This is a genomic window from Chromobacterium amazonense (assembly GCF_001855565.1).
In the GTDB taxonomy this organism is placed as follows: Bacteria; Pseudomonadota; Gammaproteobacteria; order Burkholderiales; family Chromobacteriaceae; genus Chromobacterium; species Chromobacterium amazonense.
The window spans coordinates 86,881-104,648 of sequence record NZ_MKCR01000027.1 but is presented as its reverse complement, the minus strand read 5'-3'; the positions used below and the strand labels follow the sequence as shown (position 1 = coordinate 104,648).

Genomic DNA, 17,768 nt, shown 5'->3' with positions numbered 1-17,768 from the left:
CATTCTGGCAGGCCAACCGCGCCCTCGACGTGCCAACGCCGACCTTGTGGGTCGGCGTCGTGCCGTCGGCCTTGTGGGCTGGGGCGCGATGGGTTTGGCCGGGTAGGCCTGCGCAGGATTTCACGCGCGGATGAAGTGAAAACCTGTTGGCTGAGCGAAACGGACCTCGGGGCGCAACGACAAGGCCGGGATGGAAAACCTTGCCGCCTCCCTTTGGCGCCGTCTGGCCGCGCCGGGAAAACAAAGGGTTTAAACGATGGCCTGGGCGCTGACTTTTTCCTCCATGGCCAGTTTGTTCAGCGCCGACAGATAGGCCTTGGCGCTGGCGACGATGATGTCGGTGTCCGCGCCCTGGCCGTTGACGATGCGGCCGTCGCGCGCCAGGCGCACGGTTACTTCGCCCTGCGATTCGGTGCCCTTGGTGATGGCGTTGACCGAGTACAACTCCAGCTCCGCGCCGCTGCCGGCCACGGTTTCGATGGCCTTGAAGGCGGCGTCCACCGGGCCGGAACCGCTGGATTCGGCGCGGCGCTCGTGGCCGTGCTCGACAAACACGATATTGGCCTGCGGCGCCTCGCCGGTTTCGGTGGCGATGCGCAGCGATACGAACTTGTAATGCTCCTGCTCGATCGCCACCATCTCATCCGACACCAGCGCGTGCAGGTCTTCGTCGAAAATCTCGCGCTTCTTGTCGGCCAGCTCCTTGAAGCGGGCAAAGGCGGCGTTCAGGGCCTCTTCGCTGTCCAGCACGATGCCGAGTTCGGCGAGCTTGGTCTTGAAGGCATTGCGGCCGGACAGCTTGCCCAGGGTGAGGCGATTGGCGCTCCAGCCCACCGACTCGGCCGACATGATTTCGTAGGTCTCGCGGTGCTTGAGCACGCCGTCCTGGTGGATGCCGGACTCGTGGGCGAAGGCGTTGGCGCCGACGATGGCCTTGTTGGGCTGCACCGGGTAGCCGGTGATGGTGGACACCAGCTTGGACGCCGGCACGATCTGCGTGGCATCGACGCGGCTGTCCACGCCGAACACGTCGCGGCGCGTCTTCACCGCCATCACGATCTCTTCCAGGCTGGCGTTGCCGGCGCGCTCGCCCAAGCCGTTGATGGTGCACTCCACCTGGCGCGCGCCGCCCAGCACCGCGGCCAAACTGTTGGCCACAGCCATACCCAGATCGTTGTGGCAGTGAGCGGACCAGATGACCTTGTCGCCGCCCGGCGTGCGGGCGATCAGCTCGCGGAAGAAGGCCTCGGTCAGGCGCGGCACGGCGTAGCCGACCGTGTCCGGCACGTTCAGCGTGGTGGCGCCGGCCTCGATTACCGCGCCAAAGATGCGCGCCAGGAAGTCGATGTCCGAGCGCAGCGCGTCCTCGGCCGAGAATTCCACGTCATCGGTGTATTCGCGGGCGATCCGCACCGCCTTCACCGCCGCGTCCACCACCTCGTCCGGGCTCATGCGCAGCTTCTTCTCCATATGGATGGGGCTGGTGGCGATGAAGGTGTGGATGCGGCCGCGCGCGGCCGGCTTGATGGCTTCGCCGGCGGCGCGCACGTCGCGCTCATTGGCGCGCGCCAGACTACAGACCGTGGAGTCCTTGATGGTTTCGGCGATGGCGTGGATGGCGTCGAAATCGCCGGGGCTGGCGGCGGCAAAGCCGGCCTCGATGATGTCCACGCCCAGCCGCTCCAGCTGGCGCGCGATGCGGATCTTCTCTTCCTTGGTCATCGAGGCGCCCGGCGATTGCTCGCCATCGCGCAAGGTGGTGTCGAAAATATAGAGGCGGTCGCCCATATCGATAGTTCTCCCTGCTCCCTGTGCCGGCTCGCCGACCAGATAGTCGTTGAAATCAAAGCGCCTGCCTTGCCCGGCGGCCAACTGCGCCAGCCGGCTCAGCTGGGCGAGCGGCAGGCTGCCGCGTTCCCTCCATTTGTATATCGCTGCCCGGCTCACCGGCTCGTCGGGGAACAGTCGGTTCAGTTCGTCGGCCAGATGGCTCGGTCCGCCGAAGTCCGCAACCAGCCGTTCAATATCCACTTGCATCAATGTGCTCCTGCAGCATGTTTTGAACCAGCCTACCGAGCGAGAGACATCTCATCAAATTCCAAGTCCAATAACTGTGTTAATTACGTCACACACCCTGTCGAATCTGAATTTTTTAGACAAATTGTAGAATTTGGCGCAGGCAAACTAACCATTCAGACATAGGGACCTATGGCTCGCCCACGCTGTCCGACAAGAAATCGGTTACAATGCCCGGTTTAAGACTGATTGGGGGCGCCCGTGTCCGAACGCCTGTTTGTGCTGTTGCAACATATGATGCCCAAGCTGGCGCTGACCCGGCTGGCCGGCTGCTTCGCCTCCTGGCAAGGCGGCGGCGTCACCGCGGCGGCCATCCGTCGCTTCATCGCCCGCTACAACGTCAATATGGACGAAGCCGCCAACAGCGACCCGGCAGCCTACGCCACTTTCAACGATTTCTTCACCCGCGCGCTGAAACCCGGCGCGCGGCCGCTGGCCGATGCTCGGCTGGTCTGCCCGGTGGACGGCGCCGTCAGCCAGTTCGGCCCGATAGATCACGGCCGCATCTTCCAGGCCAAGGGCCGCGACTACAGCGCCACCGCGCTGCTGGCCGGCGACGCGGCCCTGGCCGCACGCTTCCATGACGGCCACTTCGCCACCATCTATCTCAGCCCGCGCGACTACCACCGCATCCACATGCCCTGCGCCGGCAAGCTGCTGGAAATGACTTACGTGCCGGGCGATCTGTATTCAGTCAACCCGGCCACGGCCCGCGGCGTGGACCGCCTGTTCGCGCGCAACGAGCGCGTGGTGTGCGTGCTCGAAGACGAACAAGGCCAACCGTTCGCAATGGTGCTGGTGGGCGCCACCATCGTCGGCAGCATGGCGACGGTATGGCACGGCGTGGTCAACCCGCCGCGCCGCCCGGCGGTGGAGAAATGGGATTACCGCGCTCAGGATATTCGCCTGGCCAAGGGCGAGGAAATGGGCCGTTTCCTGCTCGGCTCCACCGTGGTGCTGCTGTTCCCGGCCGGTCCGCTGAAGTTCAACCCGCAATGGCAGGCCGCCAGCCCGGTGCGCATGGGCGAAAAAATGGCCGATTGAGCCAGCAATCCACAACGGCGCGACGGCGCCGTTTTTTCTATCCCGACGAGACACGCCCATGCAAATCTGGCTGGACACCCTAGATCTCCCCACCATACGCCACGCCAGCCGGCTGGGCCTGCTCGCCGGCGTGACCACCAATCCGTCCATCCTGGCGGCCGCTTCCCAAGCGCCGGAAGCCGTGCTGGACAACTTGCTGGACATCCAGCCCGGCCTGGTGGCGGCGCAAGTCACGGTCAGCGATCCCGCTGCGCAGCTGCGCCAAGCGCGTCGCCTGGCCGCCAGAAGCGAGCGCATCGTGGTCAAGATTCCCGCCGTCGGCGAAGGCTTCCAGACCATGGCGGCGCTGGAGCGCGAAGGCATCGCCACGCTGGCCACGGCCATCTTCGAATCGCGGCAGATCGCGCTGGCCGGCCTGCTGGACGTGCGCTACGCCGCGCCCTATTTCAATCGCATCGAACAGGCCGGAATGGACGCCGCCGTTCTGCTGCAGGAGTCGCAGCAGATTCTGCAACGCTATGGCCAGCGCACCGTCATCATGGGCGCGGCGGTCAAATCGGCCGAGCAATTCATGCAATGCGCCCGCGCCGGCATAGGCGCGGTCACCCTGCCGGCGGAGACCTATCGCCAGCTGTTCGCCTCCACGCCGGACGTAGACGCCGCGCTGCTGCGTTTTAACAGCGCCTGGCAGGGCAATCCGCTCGCCGCCGCCTCCCCGCTGTTCGCGGATTAAACGCAAAAAAGCCGGGCATCGCGCCCGGCTTTGTCTTTTCAACCCTTCAAACCAGAGATCAGTTCTTGGACTGGTCCACCAGCTTGTTCTTGGCGATCCACGGCATCATCGCGCGCAGCTCGGCGCCGACCTTCTCGATTGGATGATCGGCGGTCAGGCGGCGGCGGGCGGTCATGGACGGGTAGTTGGTCTTGCCTTCCAGGATGAACATCTTGGCGTATTCGCCGCTCTGAATGCGGTACAGCGCCTTCTTCATCGCTTCCTTAGTGGCGGAAGTCACCACTTCCGGGCCGGTGACGTACTCGCCGTACTCCGCGTTGTTGGAGATGGAATAGTTCATATTGGCGATGCCGCCTTCGTACATCAGGTCGACGATCAGCTTCAGCTCGTGCAGGCACTCGAAGTAGGCCATTTCCGGGGCGTAGCCGGCTTCCACCAGGGTCTCGAAGCCGGCCTTGACCAGTTCGACGGCGCCGCCGCACAGCACGGCCTGCTCGCCGAACAGGTCGGTCTCAGTTTCCTCGCGGAAGTTAGTCTCGATCACGCCGCCCTTGGTGCCGCCGTTGGCCGCGGCATAGGACAGGGCGATGTCGCGCGCCTTGCCGGATTTGTCCTGGTAGACGGCGATCAGGGTCGGCACGCCGCCGCCCTTGACGTATTCCGAGCGCACGGTGTGGCCAGGGCCTTTCGGCGCCACCATGATCACGTCGACGTCGGCCGGCGGCACGATCTGGTTGTAGTGGATGTTGAAGCCGTGGGCGAAGGCCAGCGCCGCGCCCTTCTTCAGGTTGGGGGCGATGTCGCGGCTATACACCTCAGGCTGGGATTCGTCCGGCAACAGGATCATCACCACGTCGGCCTTTTTCACCGCGTCGCCCACTTCCTTCACCTTGTGGCCGGCGGCTTCGGCCTTTTTCCACGACGCGCCGTCCTTGCGCAGGCCCACCACCACGTCGACGCCCGATTCCTTCAGGTTTTGCGCGTGGGCATGGCCTTGCGAGCCGTAGCCGATGATGGCCACTTTCTTGCCCTTGATGATGGAGAGGTCGGCGTCTTTGTCGTAATAAACTTTCATTCTCAAATGTCCTTGATATTTGTTTGCTAAGGGACTTGCAGCCCTGCTCAGATTTTCAGAACCCGCTCACCGCGACCGATGCCGGATGCGCCGGTACGGACCGTTTCCAGGATCACTGTTCGGTCCACCGCCTCGATAAAGGCGCCAAGCTTCTCGCTCGTACCAGTCAGCTCGATGGTGTAAGTCTTTTCCGTCACGTCGATGATGCGTCCGCGGAAGATGTCGGCCATGCGCTTCATCTCCTCGCGGTCCTTGCCCTGGGCGCGGACCTTGATCAGCATCATCTCGCGTTCGATGTGTTCGGATTCGTTGAGGTCTATCACCTTGACCACCTCGATCAGCTTGTTGAGCTGCTTGGTGATCTGCTCGATGACTTCGTCGGAACCGTGGGTGACGATGGTCATCCGCGACAGTGTCGGATCCTCGGTGGTGGACACTGTCAGCGAATCGATATTGTAGGCGCGGGCCGAAAACAGCCCCACCACGCGGGACAAGGCGCCCGCTTCGTTTTCCAGAAGGATGGATAGGATATGTCGCATGCCGGCCGCCTTAGCACATATTGCCGTAGTCACGGTTGTTCTCGAAAGGCACCTGCTGGATGTCGCGCATGTGCGGCGGCAGGTCCATCTGATCCAGTCCCTTGCCGTTCTGGATCATCGGGAACACGTTTTCCGACTGGTCGGTGCGGAAATCCAGGAACACCAGGCGCTCCTTCAGCTTGTCGCTGAACGCCTCGCGCAGCACCGGCTCCACATCGGCCGGGTTCTCCACCTTGAAGCCGATGTGGCCGTAGGCCTCGGCGATCTTGACGAAGTCCGGCAGCGCGTCCATGTAGGACTCGGAATAACGGGTGCCGTAGAAGAACTCCTGCCACTGACGCACCATGCCCAGGTAGCGGTTGTTCAGCGCCACCACCTTGACCGGCGTGTGGTACTGCTTGGCGGTGGACAGCTCCTGGATGTTCATCTGGATCGAGCCCTCGCCGGTGATGCAGGCCACCTGCGCGTGGGGGTTGGCCAGCTGCGCGCCGATGGCCGCCGGCAAGCCGAAGCCCATGGTGCCGAGGCCGCCGGAGTTCAGCCACTGCTTGGGGCGGTCGAACTTGTAGTACTGCGCCGCCCACATCTGGTGCTGGCCGACATCGGAGGTGATGATGGCCTGGCCGCCGGTGATCTGGTACAGCTGCTCCACCACGTACTGCGGCTTGATCAGCTCGTCGGACGGCGTGTACAGCAGACAGTTATGCCCGCGCCAATCCTCGATCTGCCGCCACCACTGGTTCAGCGCCGAACCGTCCGGCTTTTGGCCGGACTGCTTCAGCACATCCAGCATCTCGCGCAGCACCAGCTTGACGTCGCCGACGATGGGGATGTCGGCACGCACGCGCTTGGAGATGGACGACGGGTCGACGTCGATGTGGATGATCTTCTTGGGCTGACCGAGGAAGTGCGACGGCACGCTGATGACGCGGTCGTCGAAACGCGCGCCCACGGCCACCAGCACATCGCAATTCTGCATCGCCATATTGGCTTCGTAGGTGCCGTGCATGCCCAGCATGCCCAGGAACTGCCGGTCCGAACCCGGATAGGCGCCCAGGCCCATCAGGGTGTTGGTACACGGCAGGTTCAGCAGACGCGCCAACTCGGTCACCTCGGCTTCGGCGCGGCCCTGCACCGCGCCGCCGCCGACATAAATATAAGGACGCTTGGCCTCAAGCAGCAGGTTCACCGCTTTCTTGATCTGTCCGCTATGGCCGCGGGTAGCCGGCACATAGGAACGGATATGCACGCTGTCCGGGTAACGGAACTCCGCGCGCTGCTGGGTGATGTCCTTCGGAATATCCACCACCACCGGGCCGGGACGGCCGCTCTTGGCGATGTAGAACGCCTTCTTGATGGTCGCGGCGATCTCGTTCACGTCCTTGATCAGGAAGTTGTGCTTCACGCACGGCCGGGTGATGCCCACCATGTCCACTTCCTGGAACGCGTCCAGGCCGATGGCCGGCGACGGCACCTGGCCGGAGATCACCACCATGGGGATGGAGTCCATATAGGCCGTGGCAATGCCGGTGACGGCATTGGTCGCGCCGGGACCGGAGGTCACCAGCGCCACGCCTATCTTGTCGCTGGAACGCGAGTACGCGTCCGCGGCATGCACCGCGGCCTGCTCGTGTCGCACCAGCACGTGCTTGAACTTGTCTTGCCGGAAGATGGCATCGTAGATTTCCAGTACCGCGCCACCCGGGTAGCCGAAAACAAATTCGACCCCCTCTTCCTGCAGGCAGCGGACTACTATTTCGGCGCCCGATATCTGCATATCGCCTCTATTTCGTATTAATTTCATCCCGTTTGCTCAAAGACCTTAGCGTATTGCTCAAAGCACGGTCAAGTGCTTTTGTGCAGGTGCAAAATGGCGCTAACTGCCGGTAATTTCAGGCAAAAAAACGGACTAGCCGAGTGATTCCTGCTCTGTTACCATCGCAGGTTGGCATCAACCCGAAACGCACAGATGGCAAGCCGCAAGGAAATGGCCGACTTCCTCCAGTCGGTGGAAAAACGCGCCTTCAAGCAGGCGCTGTACGCGGTGCGGCAGGAAGAGAACGCGCTGGATATCGTGCAAGACTCCATGATGAAGCTTGCCGACCGCTACGCCCACGCGCCGGCCGCGGAACTGCCGCTGATCTTCCAGCGCATACTGCAGAACACCATCCGCGACCACTACCGTCGCAGCAAGGTGCGCAGCTTCGTCAGCACCCTGCTGTCGTCGCTGATCCCCACCCATGCCGAGGACGACAGTCCGGATCCGCTGGAAAGCCTGGATGTGGCGGCCGACGAGGCGCATACCAACCCGGAGAAATGGTATCTGCGCAAGGAAGTGGCGCAGATGATAGACGCGTCGCTCAAGCTCTTGCCCGCGCGTCAACGCGAGGCCTTTCTGCTGCGTTACTGGGAGGGACTGGATGTCGCCGAAACCGCTCTCGTGATGGGATGTTCGGAAGGCAGCGTGAAGACGCATTGCTCGCGCGCCAACCACACCCTGGCCGCCATCCTTGCGCAAAAGGGAGTACTGCTATGAAACACGCCAAAGATAGCCCGGGCGACCATTTGCCGAATCACATCACCCGCATACTGGACAATCCGTCATCCGATCCAACGCCGCATCAGTTGGCCCGCCTGAGAGCCGCGCGCCAGCGCGCCATGCAACAGTATGATATGCGCGCCGCCGAGCCGGTCAGCCTGCACGAGCGACTGGCGCTATGGGCGCAGCGCCATCTGGTGATGCTGCGCCGCGGCGGGGCCGCCATCGGTTTTGCCGCGATCGCCGCCGCCGGCCTGATGCTGGCCGAGGGGCTGCTGGCCGAAGCGGAATCGGTGGACGCGACGGTGCTGTCGCAGGATCTGCCGCTGAACTCGCTGCTGGAGCCGCATTTCAGCCGGGGACTGCATGAATAAGGCCGCACGCCTGGCCAGCGCCTGGTGCCTGGCCGGTCTGCTCTGCCCCGTGTTCGCCCAGGCCTCTCCACCCGCCAATCCGAGCTGGGACCAGCTGGACAGTCAACAACAGCAGGTGCTGGCGCCGCTGTCCGGCGAGTGGAACCGCTATTCGCCGGACAAAAAACAGAGCCTGCTGGCCATCGTGCCTGGCTTCGCCAACCTGGCGCCTCAGCAGCAGCAGCGGGCGCAGCGGAAGCTGAAAGCCTGGTCCGAGCTGACGCCGCAGCAACGCCACGAAATCCGCGCCAACTGGAAAAAACTGCAGCAGCTGCCGCCCGACCAGCGCGAGCAAGTGATGCAGCGCCTGCGCCAGCAGCGCGCCCAACCCGACGCCTCCATCGCCCAATGACCGAAACCGCCGCCCCCAGCCTGTCTCGCTGTCTGGCCAGCCTGTTCTACGAATCGCTGCTGATCGTCGCCATGCTGCTGATCACCAGCGCCATCCTGACCCCCTTGCAACTGATGCTGGGCCAAGACTCCTGGCTGCTGCACAGCCTGATCCAGCTGGCCTCGGCCGGCGTGCTGTTCGCCTACTTCGGCTACTGCTGGACGCGCAGCGGCCAAACCGCCGCAATGAAGACCTGGCATATCCGGCTGGTGACGGCCGACGGCAGGCTGCTGAACTGGCAGCAGGCGCTGATGCGCTTCGCCGTCGCGGCGATGCTGTTCGTCGGCCTGCCGGTGATCTCCTACCTCGGCTGGCAGCGCAGCTACGGCGACCACCCGGCGGCCAAGTGGCTGGCGCTGATCTGGTGGCTGCTGCCCTTCCTCGCCCGTTTCTACGACAAGGAAGGCCGCCACCTGCACGACAGGCTGGCCGGCACCCGGCTGGTCCTGCTGCCCAAGCCGCCGCGCGGCGGCAAATAAGCCTTCACTCCTGCAAGCGCGGCTCCGCTGCGGCAAACGCCAGCAGGGCATCGAGCACCACGCGCACCCGCGCCGGCAAGGCGCGCCGCTGCGGCCAGACGGCGTACACCGGTCGCGTGGCGATCTCCCATGGTTCCAGCACGCGGCACAGGCTGCCATCGGCCACTTGGCGATGGCAAATGCTGAGCGGACTGACGGCGATGCCCGCCCCCGCCTCGGCCAGCCTTCGAGTCAGCAGCATATCATTGGCTTGCAGGCACGGCGCGACCGGCCACTCCACCTCCTCGCCGCTTTCCCGGTGGCGCAGTTTCCAGCGCTGAAACGGCTCCGACATCAGCAGTCGGTGCGCCGCCAATTCAGCCGGCCGCTCCGGCTCGCCATGCGCTTCCAGATAGGCCGGGGCGGCGACCAGAATGGTGCGCACCGCGCCAACGCGGCGCTGCTGCAGCGAGGGATCGGTCTGCTCCCCCACCCGCAGCGCCAGATCCGCCATGCCGCTATACAAATCGTCCATATTATTGTTCAGCTTCAACTCCAGCCGCAGCTGCGGATGGTCGCGCAATAGCCGCTCCCACAGCGGCAGCAGCATGTCGTTGGCCATATTCAGCGGCGCCATCAGCCTCACCACGCCCTCCACCCGGTTCAACGTCGCGTCCAGCGATGCCGTGGCTTGCCGCAGCGCAGCCAGCAAGGGCTTGCACTGCTCGTAGTACTGCCAGCCCTCGTTGCTCGGCACCATGCGCCGCGCGCTGCGATTGAGCAGCTTGCAACCCAGCCTCGCCTCCAAAGCCTGCAGCCGCCTCGTCAAGGTCGGCGCCGGCATCTCCAGGCGCAGCGCCGCCGCGCGCAGGCTGCCGGCATCCACAATCGCCACAAACAGATCCAGATCATCCAGCATGATTGCAAAAATGGAATTTGAAATTGATTTTTTCATTCTATTTTCGCAATTCGCTTTTTACTAGACTCTGCTCATCAAAAACCGACGGAGAATCACGCCATGCATCCCGCTCTGCGCCAACGCCTGCTGTTCTCGCTGCTGATGTCAGGGGCCATGTCCCTGGTGATGACCGCCTGGTTCACCGGCCTGAACCTGGGGCTGCATGCCGATTTTCTGGGGCATTGGCTGCACGCCTTCGCCCAAGCCTGGCCGATCGCGCTGGGCGCGGTGCTGCTGCTGGCTCCGCCTTTGCAGAAACTAACCGCGCGCCTGCTGAATTGGCGCGCGCCCGCCACCGGCGCCCAGTCCGCGCCGAACCCGAAAGGATGAATGATGAGACTCGATTACACCAAACTGTCGCCCCAGGCCTATCAAGGCTTGCTGTCCTGCAAGAACGCACTGGCGGAGAGCAGCCTGGGCCTGCCGCTGATCGAACTGGTCTATCTGCGCGTGGCCCAGCTGAACGGCTGCGCCTTCTGCCTGAAGCTGCACAGCCACGCGCTGCGCCGCCGCGGCGAAAGCCAAGAAAAACTCGACGCGCTGGCCGGCTGGGACGTGGCGGATATCCTATCGCCGCGCGAAGCCGCCGCCATCGCCTGGACGGAAGCGGTGACGCGCATCGGCGAAAGCCGCGCGCCAGATGACTTGTATCAGGCTTTGGGCGAGCATTTCAGCGCAGCGGAAATCTCCGACCTGACGTTGGCGATCGCGCTGATGAACGCCTTTACCCGCATCGTGGTGGCGGTACGTCAGTAGACGGCAAGCTTATCCACAGGCATCGAAAAAACCGCAAGTTACCCACAATAGCAAGCAGGCGGAGGCCTAGTGGCCATCCGCCTGCTTGCTGTCGCCGTGCCTGCGCTTTACGCTGCCGCACGCCGATACACCGGGCTGCCAGCCACATACGTCGCCGCCACCGCGCGGTCGTCGCCCAGCATCATCTGGATGAACAAGGCTTCGGACAGGTCGCGCGCATAACGCATGCGGAAATCCAGCAGCGGCGTGGAGCGCAAGTTAAGCACGGCCAGATCGGCTTCCATGCCCGGCGCGATGCTGCCGACCTTGTCTGCGATGCCCAGCGCTTCGGCTCCGCCGCGCGTGGCCAGATAGAAAGCCTGAACGGCGGAAAGCGGCTTGCCGTGGCTCTGCGCCGCCATATACGCCGCATTCATGGTCTGCAGCATGGAGAAGCTGGTGCCGGCGCCCAGGTCGGTGCCGAGGCCGAGCGGAATCGGGCGCGCGCTCTCCACGCATGGGCGCAGATTCAGGCTGCCGGAACCGAGGAAGAAATTGGAAGTCGGGCAATGCGCCAGCGAAGCGCCGCTGTCGCGGAAGGCATCCAGTTCCTCATCGGACAGGTGGATGCCGTGTCCATAGATGGCGCGCGGCCGCAGCAAGCCGTAGCGCTGGTAGACGCTGGCGTAGTCGCGGCAGCCGGGAAACAGCTGCTTGACCCAGGCGATCTCGTCCAGGTTTTCCGAAATATGGGATTGGATGGCGACATCGGGAAACTCCGCCGCCAGCGCGCCCAGCATTTCCAGCTGGCCGTGGCTGGAAGTCGGCGCGAAGCGCGGCGTGATCACATATTCGGCGCGGCCTTGGCCGTGCCAGCGCTGGATCAGCGCGCGCGATTGCTCATAGGCGGTCAGCGGCGTGTCCAGCAGTGCCGGCGGCGCATGGCGGTCCATGCACACCTTGCCGGCCAGGATGCGCAGATTGATGCGCGCCGCCTCCTGGAACAGCATTTCCACTGAGGCAGGATGCACCGTGCCGAACACGCAACCGGTGGTGACGCCGTTGCGCAGCTGCTCGGACAGGAAAACCTGCGCCACTTCGCGCGCGTGCGTTTCGTCGGCGAAGCCCTGCTCGGTGACGAAGGTGTAATGGTGCAGCCAATCCAGCAGCTGCTCGCCATAGGCCGCCATCATTTCGGTCTGCGGATAGTGGACATGGCAGTCGATGAAGCCAGGCAGGATCAGATGGTCGGGATAGTGCGTCACCGCAACGTCCGCAGTCAGCGCAGGCAATAGCTCGACCGCCGGCCCGCATGCCGCGATGCGTCCGTTTTCCATCACCACCAGCGCGTCGCGCTGGAAAGCCAGGCAATCCCGCTCAGCCTGCCGGAACGGATTGCCCCGGAAACTCAGCACATCGCCGCGTACCGCTGTTTTCAAGCTTCACTCCCGCCGCTATGCGGCATTTATCTTCATATAAAGAATCTTTACATGTAAATATATCGCCGATTCGGCATCCTGGCAAGAATCCCGCGCTGCAATATCGTTGATCTGCGACATTTGTCTTTAGATGAAGATAGTATATTTTGAAGTCGTGATACTCTTGCGCCCGACCGGTTTCGCCGTGCTTACCTTACGATCAGGAATCAGCAGCATGCAGCAAGTACCAGACCAGATTGACCGCATTGTCGCCCTGTGGAACGAAGTCCGCCCCGATCTCGATACCTCCGCCACCGAGGTCATCGGCCGCATCGTGCGGATGGAATACTTCATCACCCGCCGGGTGCTGCAGGATTTGGCTCGCCATAATCTCAATGTAGGCGAATTTGACGTGCTGGCGGCGCTGCGCCGCGGCGGCGAGCCGTATCAGCTTTCGCCCAACCAGCTGCAAGGCATGGTGCTGATCTCGTCCGGCGCGCTGACCAACCGCATCAACCGGCTGGAAGAAGCCGGCCTGGTGCAGCGCTCTCCGGATCCGGACGACCGCCGCGGCGTGATCGTCACGCTGACGCCCAAGGGCTTCCAGGTGATAGAAGATGCCGCCGGCCACCATCTGGCCGCGGAGTCGGAGCTGCTGGAAATGCTGGACGGCGAAGAGCGCGCCACGCTGGCCCGCCTGCTGAAGAAGATGCTGCAGGCGCAGGAAGACTGAGCCGCCAGCCTTCCCGATCCAGCGCTTGCAAAGCCATGCTCTGGCGACAAAAAACCGGCCTATTGGCCGGTTTTTTTCATGGCAAGGCCGCCGTGCGCACGGCGGGGGGCGGATTCCACGCCCACTTTTTCTTCCAGGCGGCGATGACCATGTTCGGATACTCCGGCTGCCCCAGGCTGCCGTTATAGCGGCCCAAGGCGCGGTACAGATTGCCGCGCTCGATGTCCAGGTAGTGCCGCAAAATGGTGCAGCCGTAGCGCAGATTGGTGCTGAGGTCGAACAGATTGTGCTGCGGCGTGCCGATATGGCGCGGCCAGAACGGCATCACCTGCATCAGCCCGCGCGCGCCGGCGCCGGAAATCGCGTACTTGTTGAAGCCGCTCTCCACTTGGATCAGGCCCAGCACCAGCTGCGGGTCCAGCCCGGCGCGAGTGGCTTCGTACTGGATGGCGGTGAGCAGCCGCTCGCGCACCCAGGGATCGGGGATTTTCTTTTGCAGGCGCGCCGACATCTCCGCCAGCCAGGCTTGCCCCTCGCGCGGGTTGTCGAACACCAGCCGCGGCGCGTTGACGTCGGAAATCGAACGGCTCATCGCCGACGCCACATTGGCCGACAGCGCCTCCTCCTTCTGCGCGCCGGCCCACGCCGACGCATGCGCCAGCAGCAGGCAAAACGGCAAAAGCAGGAGGCGCGGTTTCATCAGGCCAGCTTATCCAGCACGTGGGCCAGGATGGCGTCGGCGGCGACGGCAGTCGCCTCGCTGTCGCGGCGGTGCTGATACTCGACCTTGCCTTCTTTCAGGCCGCGGTCGCCGATGGTGACGCGGTGCGGCGCGCCGATCAGCTCCCAGTCGGCGAACATCGCGCCCGGGCGCTCGCCGCGGTCGTCCAGCATCACGTCCACGCCGCGGGCCTGCAGATCGGCGTGCAGCTTGTCGGCGGCTTCCTTCACCGCTTCGGAACGGTCGTAGCCGACCGGGCAGATCACCACCGCGAACGGCGCGATGGAATCCGGCCAGATCATGCCCTTGTCGTCGTAGTTCTGCTCGATGGCCGCGCCCAGGATGCGGGTCACGCCGATGCCATAGCAGCCCATCTCGAACGGTTTCGGCTTGCCGTCCTCGTCCAGGAAGGTGGCGTTCATCGCGGCGGAGTACTTGGTGCCCAGGTAGAACACATGACCGACCTCGATGCCGCGCTGGATGGCCAGCACGCCCTGGCCGTCCGGCGACGGGTCGCCTTCCACCACGTTGCGGATGTCGAACACTTCGGGCTCGGCGCAGTCGCGGCCGAAGTTGGCGCCGGTGTAGTGCTGGTCGTCCTCATTGGCGCCGATGACGAAATCGGCCATCTTGGCCACGGTGCGGTCGGCGATGACGCGGCCCTTGAAGCCCACCGGGCCCAGCGAACCGGGATTGGCGCCGAAGGCGTCGCGGATGGCGGCCGGGCTGGCGAAGGTCAGTGGGCTCTTGATGCCGGCGATCTTCTGCGCCTTCACCTCGTTCAATTCGTGGTCGCCGCGCACCATCATCAGCACCGCTTCGCCCTGTTCGCCTTCCACTACCACCGCCTTGACGGTCTGCTTGATGTCTATCTTCAGGAAATCCACCAGCTCGGCGATGGTCTTGACCTTGGGCGTGTGCACCTTGGTCAGCGCGGCCGATGCGGCGGCGCGCTCGCCGGCCGGCGCCAACGCCTCGGCCAGCTCGATGTTGGCCGCGTATTCGGAGTTCGGACAGTAGACGATGGCGTCCTCGCCGGTGTCGGCGATCACCTGGAATTCGTGCGAGCGGTCGCCGCCGATGGCGCCGGTGTCGGCCGCCACCGCGCGGTAGGTCAGGCCCAGGCGGTCGAAGATGTGGCGGTAGGCCGCGTACATATTGTCGTAGCTCTTGAGGGCGTCTTCGGCGCTGCGGTCGAACGAGTAGGCGTCCTTCATGGTGAACTCGCGGCCGCGCATCACGCCGAAGCGCGGGCGGCGCTCGTCGCGGAACTTGGTCTGGATCTGGTAGAAGTTCTTCGGCAGCGCGCGGTAGCTGCGCAGCTCGCGGCGGGCGATGTCGGTGATCACCTCCTCGGCGGTCGGCTGCAGGGCGAAGTCGCGCTCGTGGCGGTCTTTGAAGCGCAGCAGCTCGGCGCCCATCGCGTCCCAGCGGCCGGTTTCCTGCCACAGCTCGGCCGGCTGCACCACCGGCAGGCTCACTTCGATCGCGCCGGCGCGATTCATCTCTTCGCGGATGATGTTTTCCACCTTGCGCACCACGCGCAGGCCCATCGGCATCCAGGAATAGATGCCGGCGGCTTGCTTGCGGATGAAGCCGGCGCGCAGCATCAGCTTCTGGCTGGTGATGTCGGCGTCGGCGGGAGCTTCTTTCTGGGTGGAGATGAAAAACTGCGATGCGCGCATGATGCGTCCTTGGAATTCGGCTAAATGTCTTCGATTGTAGCGTCGTCCCGCCTTGGCGGCCAAGCGTCACGCCCCTGTCACGTCGGCGCAGGCCGCGTCAACCGCTAGGCGCTTGGCAGTTGTTGCGGTACAACAACCCTGTTTACGGCAGGCCTACCCGCGCTTGGCGGGCTGGGGCCACTGGGGTAACCTGCGCGCTTCCGAGCATTTTTATGGTTTTTTTATCGGCCGCTGTCATCGACTATGATGTTACGACGCAGCCGCAAAATGCATCCGGCTCAACCATCGCCGCCGCAACGACGACGATGAACAACCGCAATGGAAACTTATGCAGGAACAAAACAAACAGGCGATGGCAGGCCTGACGCTGGCGGCGCTCGGCGTGGTATACGGCGATATCGGCACCAGCCCGCTGTATACGCTGCGCGAGTGCTTCACCGGACAAAACATTCCCACCACGCCTGACAACATCTTCGGCATCCTCTCGCTGATCTTTTGGTCGCTGATTTTCGTGGTGTCGATCAAATACGTCGCCTTCATCTTGCGCGCCGACAACCGCGGCGAAGGCGGCATCATGGCGCTGATGGCGCTGGCGCGGCACTACACCACCCACGCCGCGCGCTGGAAGATCGTATTGCTGGGCCTGTTCGGCGCCGCGCTGTTCTACGGCGACGCCATCATCACGCCGGCCATTTCCGTGCTGTCCGCGGCCGAAGGCATGGAGGTGCTGTCCCCGCAGATGCAGAGCTGGGTGCTGCCGGTGGCGGTGACCGTGCTGCTGGGGCTGTTCCTGCTGCAACGCTTCGGCACCGCCAAGGTGGGCATGTTGTTCGGCCCGGTGATGATGGTCTGGTTCGCCACCATCGGTCTGATGGGCCTGAAGGAAATCCTGGTCACGCCGGCCGTGCTGCACGGCCTCAACCCGGTTTACGCCGTGCTGTTCATACAGCATCACGGCTTCCACGCCTTCCTGACGCTGGGCTCGGTCGTGCTGGCGCTGACCGGCGCCGAGGCCCTGTACGCCGACATGGGCCACTTCGGCAAGACGCCGATTCGCCGCGCCTGGTTTTCGCTGGTGCTGCCCGGCCTGGCCCTGAACTACTTCGGCCAGGGCGCGCTCTTGATGCGCGATCCGTCCGCCATCAAAAACCCGTTCTTCATCCTGGCGCCGGACTGGGGCCTGCTGCCGCTGATCATCTTGGCCACGCTGGCGACCGTGATCGCCTCGCAGGCGGTGATATCCGGCGCCTACTCCCTGTCGCGCCAGGCCATCCAGCTCGGCTACAGCCCGCGCATGGAGGTGCAGCATACTTCGGCGCAGGAAATCGGCCAGATCTACATGCCCTTCATCAACTGGCTGTTGATGATCGCGGTGCTGATCGTGGTGCTGACTTTCCGCTCATCCGAAAGCCTGGCGGCGGCCTACGGCATCGCCGTCACCGGCACCATGCTGATCACCACGCTGCTGTTCTTCGTGGTCGCGCGGATCAATTGGCGCTGGCCGCTGCCGCTGGCGCTGGGCATCACTCTGGTCTTCGGCATCATCGATCTGGCCTTCTTCAGCGCCAACTTCCACAAAATCGCCGACGGCGGCTGGCTGCCGCTGGCGATGGGCGCGGTGATCTTCCTGTTGATGAGCACTTGGAAACGCGGCCGCGAGCTGTTGTTCAACCGCCTGCGCGAACAGGCGCTGCCGCTGGACGGCTTCATCGAAAACCTGGAAGCCTTCCCGCCGGCCCGAGTGCAGGGCACCGCGGTATTCCTGACCAGCACGCTGCACGGCGTGCCGCACGCGCTGCTGCACAATCTGAAGCACAACAAAGTGCTGCATGAGCGGGTGGTGCTGATGACGGTGCGCACCGAGGACGTGCCCTACATCTCCGACGACGACCGGCTGGACATCGTGCAGATGTCGGCATCGTTCTGGCGCGTGGTGGCGCGCTACGGCTTCAAGGAAGACCCGAACGTGCTGCAGGTGATCGAGATGTGCGCCAAGGAAGGCTTCGAAATGGAGCTGATGGACACCTCGTTCTTCCTGTCGCGCGAAACCATCGTTCCCACCGACCATCCCGGCATGGCGCTCTGGCGCGAGAAGCTGTTCGTCTGGATGAGCAAGAACGCGCTGCGGGCGACCGATTTCTTCCAGGTGCCGACCAACCGCGTGGTGGAGCTAGGGGCGCAAGTAGAGCTGTAAATCCGCCGCCAAAACCGCTCACAGGCGCGCCCACCCGGGCGCGCCTTTTGCATGGA

At 63.9% G+C, this 17,768-nt stretch carries 18 protein-coding genes; 10 read left to right on the top strand and 8 right to left on the bottom strand.

The features are described 5' to 3' along the window. Positions 1-249: 249 nt before the first annotated feature. A complete protein-coding gene (locus tag BI343_RS11470) occupies positions 250-2,037 on the bottom strand; it encodes a 2-isopropylmalate synthase (RefSeq protein WP_071109779.1) in 1,788 nt (595 codons plus the stop codon). A gap of 240 nt (positions 2,038-2,277) precedes the next feature. On the opposite strand from BI343_RS11470, the gene asd reads away from it, so the two are divergent. Both asd and BI343_RS11460 read left to right on the top strand, forming a co-directional pair. Continuing rightward, on the top strand, positions 2,278-3,120 hold the full coding sequence (gene asd, locus BI343_RS11465) for an archaetidylserine decarboxylase (RefSeq protein WP_071110012.1): 843 nt from the start codon (positions 2,278-2,280) through the stop codon (positions 3,118-3,120). Positions 3,121-3,178: 58 nt separating this feature from the next. Beyond that, a complete protein-coding gene (locus BI343_RS11460; protein ID WP_052246623.1) occupies positions 3,179-3,853 on the top strand; it encodes a transaldolase family protein in 675 nt (224 codons plus the stop codon). A 58-nt stretch (positions 3,854-3,911) separates the two neighbouring features. Here the strand turns inward: BI343_RS11460 and ilvC are convergent, their stop codons facing one another. Genes ilvC through ilvB form a run of 3 tightly spaced genes read right to left on the bottom strand, consistent with a single transcriptional unit; the run spans position 3,912 to position 7,244 of the window. After that, on the bottom strand, positions 3,912-4,928 hold the full coding sequence (gene ilvC, locus BI343_RS11455; RefSeq protein WP_043621420.1) for a ketol-acid reductoisomerase: 1,017 nt from the start codon (positions 4,926-4,928) through the stop codon (positions 3,912-3,914). Between the two features lie 47 nt (positions 4,929-4,975). Next, the gene (gene ilvN / locus BI343_RS11450; protein ID WP_043621423.1) at positions 4,976-5,467 is read right to left on the bottom strand and encodes an acetolactate synthase small subunit; all 492 of its coding nucleotides are present in this window, start codon (positions 5,465-5,467) and stop codon (positions 4,976-4,978) included. 10 nt (positions 5,468-5,477) lie between these two features. Next, positions 5,478-7,244 carry a biosynthetic-type acetolactate synthase large subunit gene (gene ilvB / locus BI343_RS11445; RefSeq protein ID WP_071109778.1) on the bottom strand — a complete coding sequence of 589 codons (1,767 nt, stop codon included), beginning with the start codon at positions 7,242-7,244 and terminating at the stop codon, positions 5,478-5,480. Positions 7,245-7,436: 192 nt separating this feature from the next. On the opposite strand from ilvB, the gene BI343_RS11440 reads away from it, so the two are divergent. From BI343_RS11440 to BI343_RS11425, 4 genes are read left to right on the top strand one after another with little or no spacing between them, the layout of a single operon-like run. After that, positions 7,437-8,003, top strand: coding sequence for an RNA polymerase sigma factor (locus BI343_RS11440; RefSeq protein ID WP_043621429.1), 567 nt, complete (start codon positions 7,437-7,439; stop codon positions 8,001-8,003). Next, positions 8,000-8,380 (top strand): DUF3619 family protein, encoded by a 381-nt coding sequence (locus BI343_RS11435; RefSeq protein ID WP_043621432.1) that lies wholly within the window; start codon positions 8,000-8,002, stop codon positions 8,378-8,380. Before BI343_RS11440 ends, BI343_RS11435 begins: the two co-directional genes overlap by 4 nt. Continuing rightward, positions 8,373-8,771 carry a DUF3106 domain-containing protein gene (locus tag BI343_RS11430; RefSeq protein ID WP_071109777.1) on the top strand — a complete coding sequence of 133 codons (399 nt, stop codon included), beginning with the start codon at positions 8,373-8,375 and terminating at the stop codon, positions 8,769-8,771. The genes BI343_RS11435 and BI343_RS11430 overlap by 8 nt, the downstream gene beginning before the upstream one ends. Next, complete coding sequence (locus tag BI343_RS11425) at positions 8,768-9,289, top strand: RDD family protein (protein ID WP_071109776.1); 522 nt, start codon at positions 8,768-8,770, stop codon at positions 9,287-9,289. The genes BI343_RS11430 and BI343_RS11425 overlap by 4 nt, the downstream gene beginning before the upstream one ends. Before the next feature lie 4 nt (positions 9,290-9,293). Here the strand turns inward: BI343_RS11425 and BI343_RS11420 are convergent, their stop codons facing one another. Beyond that, positions 9,294-10,187: a LysR family transcriptional regulator gene (locus BI343_RS11420; RefSeq protein WP_071109775.1), complete on the bottom strand. Its 894-nt coding sequence runs from the start codon at positions 10,185-10,187 to the stop codon at positions 9,294-9,296. A gap of 99 nt (positions 10,188-10,286) precedes the next feature. Here BI343_RS11420 and BI343_RS11415 point away from each other — a divergent pair, with 99 nt between their 5' ends. Together BI343_RS11415 and BI343_RS11410 are read left to right on the top strand one after the other, a co-directional pair. Next, the gene (locus tag BI343_RS11415; RefSeq protein ID WP_071109774.1) at positions 10,287-10,556 is read left to right on the top strand and encodes a DUF2798 domain-containing protein; all 270 of its coding nucleotides are present in this window, start codon (positions 10,287-10,289) and stop codon (positions 10,554-10,556) included. Then, a complete protein-coding gene (locus BI343_RS11410; RefSeq protein ID WP_071109773.1) occupies positions 10,557-10,982 on the top strand; it encodes a carboxymuconolactone decarboxylase family protein in 426 nt (141 codons plus the stop codon). Positions 10,983-11,089: 107 nt separating this feature from the next. Here the strand turns inward: BI343_RS11410 and guaD are convergent, their stop codons facing one another. Further along, on the bottom strand, positions 11,090-12,400 hold the full coding sequence (guaD, locus tag BI343_RS11405) for a guanine deaminase (protein ID WP_071109772.1): 1,311 nt from the start codon (positions 12,398-12,400) through the stop codon (positions 11,090-11,092). 214 nt (positions 12,401-12,614) lie between these two features. On the opposite strand from guaD, the gene BI343_RS11400 reads away from it, so the two are divergent. Further along, entirely contained in the window at positions 12,615-13,112 is a 498-nt protein-coding gene (locus BI343_RS11400) for a MarR family winged helix-turn-helix transcriptional regulator (protein WP_043621454.1), read from the top strand. Positions 13,113-13,188: 76 nt separating this feature from the next. Here the strand turns inward: BI343_RS11400 and BI343_RS11395 are convergent, their stop codons facing one another. Together BI343_RS11395 and BI343_RS11390 are read right to left on the bottom strand one after the other, a co-directional pair. Continuing rightward, positions 13,189-13,812, bottom strand: a complete 624-nt coding sequence (locus BI343_RS11395) for a lytic transglycosylase domain-containing protein (protein ID WP_071109771.1) — start codon at positions 13,810-13,812, stop codon at positions 13,189-13,191. Beyond that, positions 13,812-15,518 (bottom strand): proline--tRNA ligase, encoded by a 1,707-nt coding sequence (locus BI343_RS11390; RefSeq protein ID WP_071109770.1) that lies wholly within the window; start codon positions 15,516-15,518, stop codon positions 13,812-13,814. Before BI343_RS11390 ends, BI343_RS11395 begins: the two co-directional genes overlap by 1 nt. 328 nt (positions 15,519-15,846) lie before the next feature. On the opposite strand from BI343_RS11390, the gene kup reads away from it, so the two are divergent. After that, positions 15,847-17,712 carry a low affinity potassium transporter Kup gene (gene kup, locus BI343_RS11385; protein ID WP_043621464.1) on the top strand — a complete coding sequence of 622 codons (1,866 nt, stop codon included), beginning with the start codon at positions 15,847-15,849 and terminating at the stop codon, positions 17,710-17,712. Positions 17,713-17,768: the final 56 nt, after the last annotated feature.

Excerpts from the sequence above, each read along its gene's own strand:
- BI343_RS11470 (WP_071109779.1), bottom strand. The coding sequence starts at position 2,037 with ATGCAAGTGGATATTGAACGGCTGGTTGCGGACTTCGGCGGACCGAGC.
- BI343_RS11460 (WP_052246623.1), top strand. The coding sequence starts at position 3,179 with ATGCAAATCTGGCTGGACACCCTAGATCTCCCCACCATACGCCACGCC.
- BI343_RS11390 (WP_071109770.1), bottom strand. The coding sequence starts at position 15,518 with ATGCGCGCATCGCAGTTTTTCATCTCCACCCAGAAAGAAGCTCCCGCC.
- ilvC (WP_043621420.1), bottom strand. The coding sequence starts at position 4,928 with ATGAAAGTTTATTACGACAAAGACGCCGACCTCTCCATCATCAAGGGC.
- BI343_RS11440 (WP_043621429.1), top strand. The coding sequence starts at position 7,437 with ATGGCAAGCCGCAAGGAAATGGCCGACTTCCTCCAGTCGGTGGAAAAA.
- ilvN (WP_043621423.1), bottom strand. The coding sequence starts at position 5,467 with ATGCGACATATCCTATCCATCCTTCTGGAAAACGAAGCGGGCGCCTTG.
- BI343_RS11430 (WP_071109777.1), top strand. The coding sequence starts at position 8,373 with ATGAATAAGGCCGCACGCCTGGCCAGCGCCTGGTGCCTGGCCGGTCTG.
- ilvB (WP_071109778.1), bottom strand. The coding sequence starts at position 7,244 with ATGCAGATATCGGGCGCCGAAATAGTAGTCCGCTGCCTGCAGGAAGAG.
- kup (WP_043621464.1), top strand. The coding sequence starts at position 15,847 with ATGCAGGAACAAAACAAACAGGCGATGGCAGGCCTGACGCTGGCGGCG.
- BI343_RS11425 (WP_071109776.1), top strand. The coding sequence starts at position 8,768 with ATGACCGAAACCGCCGCCCCCAGCCTGTCTCGCTGTCTGGCCAGCCTG.
- BI343_RS11435 (WP_043621432.1), top strand. The coding sequence starts at position 8,000 with ATGAAACACGCCAAAGATAGCCCGGGCGACCATTTGCCGAATCACATC.
- BI343_RS11410 (WP_071109773.1), top strand. The coding sequence starts at position 10,557 with ATGATGAGACTCGATTACACCAAACTGTCGCCCCAGGCCTATCAAGGC.
- BI343_RS11400 (WP_043621454.1), top strand. The coding sequence starts at position 12,615 with ATGCAGCAAGTACCAGACCAGATTGACCGCATTGTCGCCCTGTGGAAC.
- BI343_RS11420 (WP_071109775.1), bottom strand. The coding sequence starts at position 10,187 with ATGCTGGATGATCTGGATCTGTTTGTGGCGATTGTGGATGCCGGCAGC.
- BI343_RS11395 (WP_071109771.1), bottom strand. The coding sequence starts at position 13,812 with ATGAAACCGCGCCTCCTGCTTTTGCCGTTTTGCCTGCTGCTGGCGCAT.
- BI343_RS11415 (WP_071109774.1), top strand. The coding sequence starts at position 10,287 with ATGCATCCCGCTCTGCGCCAACGCCTGCTGTTCTCGCTGCTGATGTCA.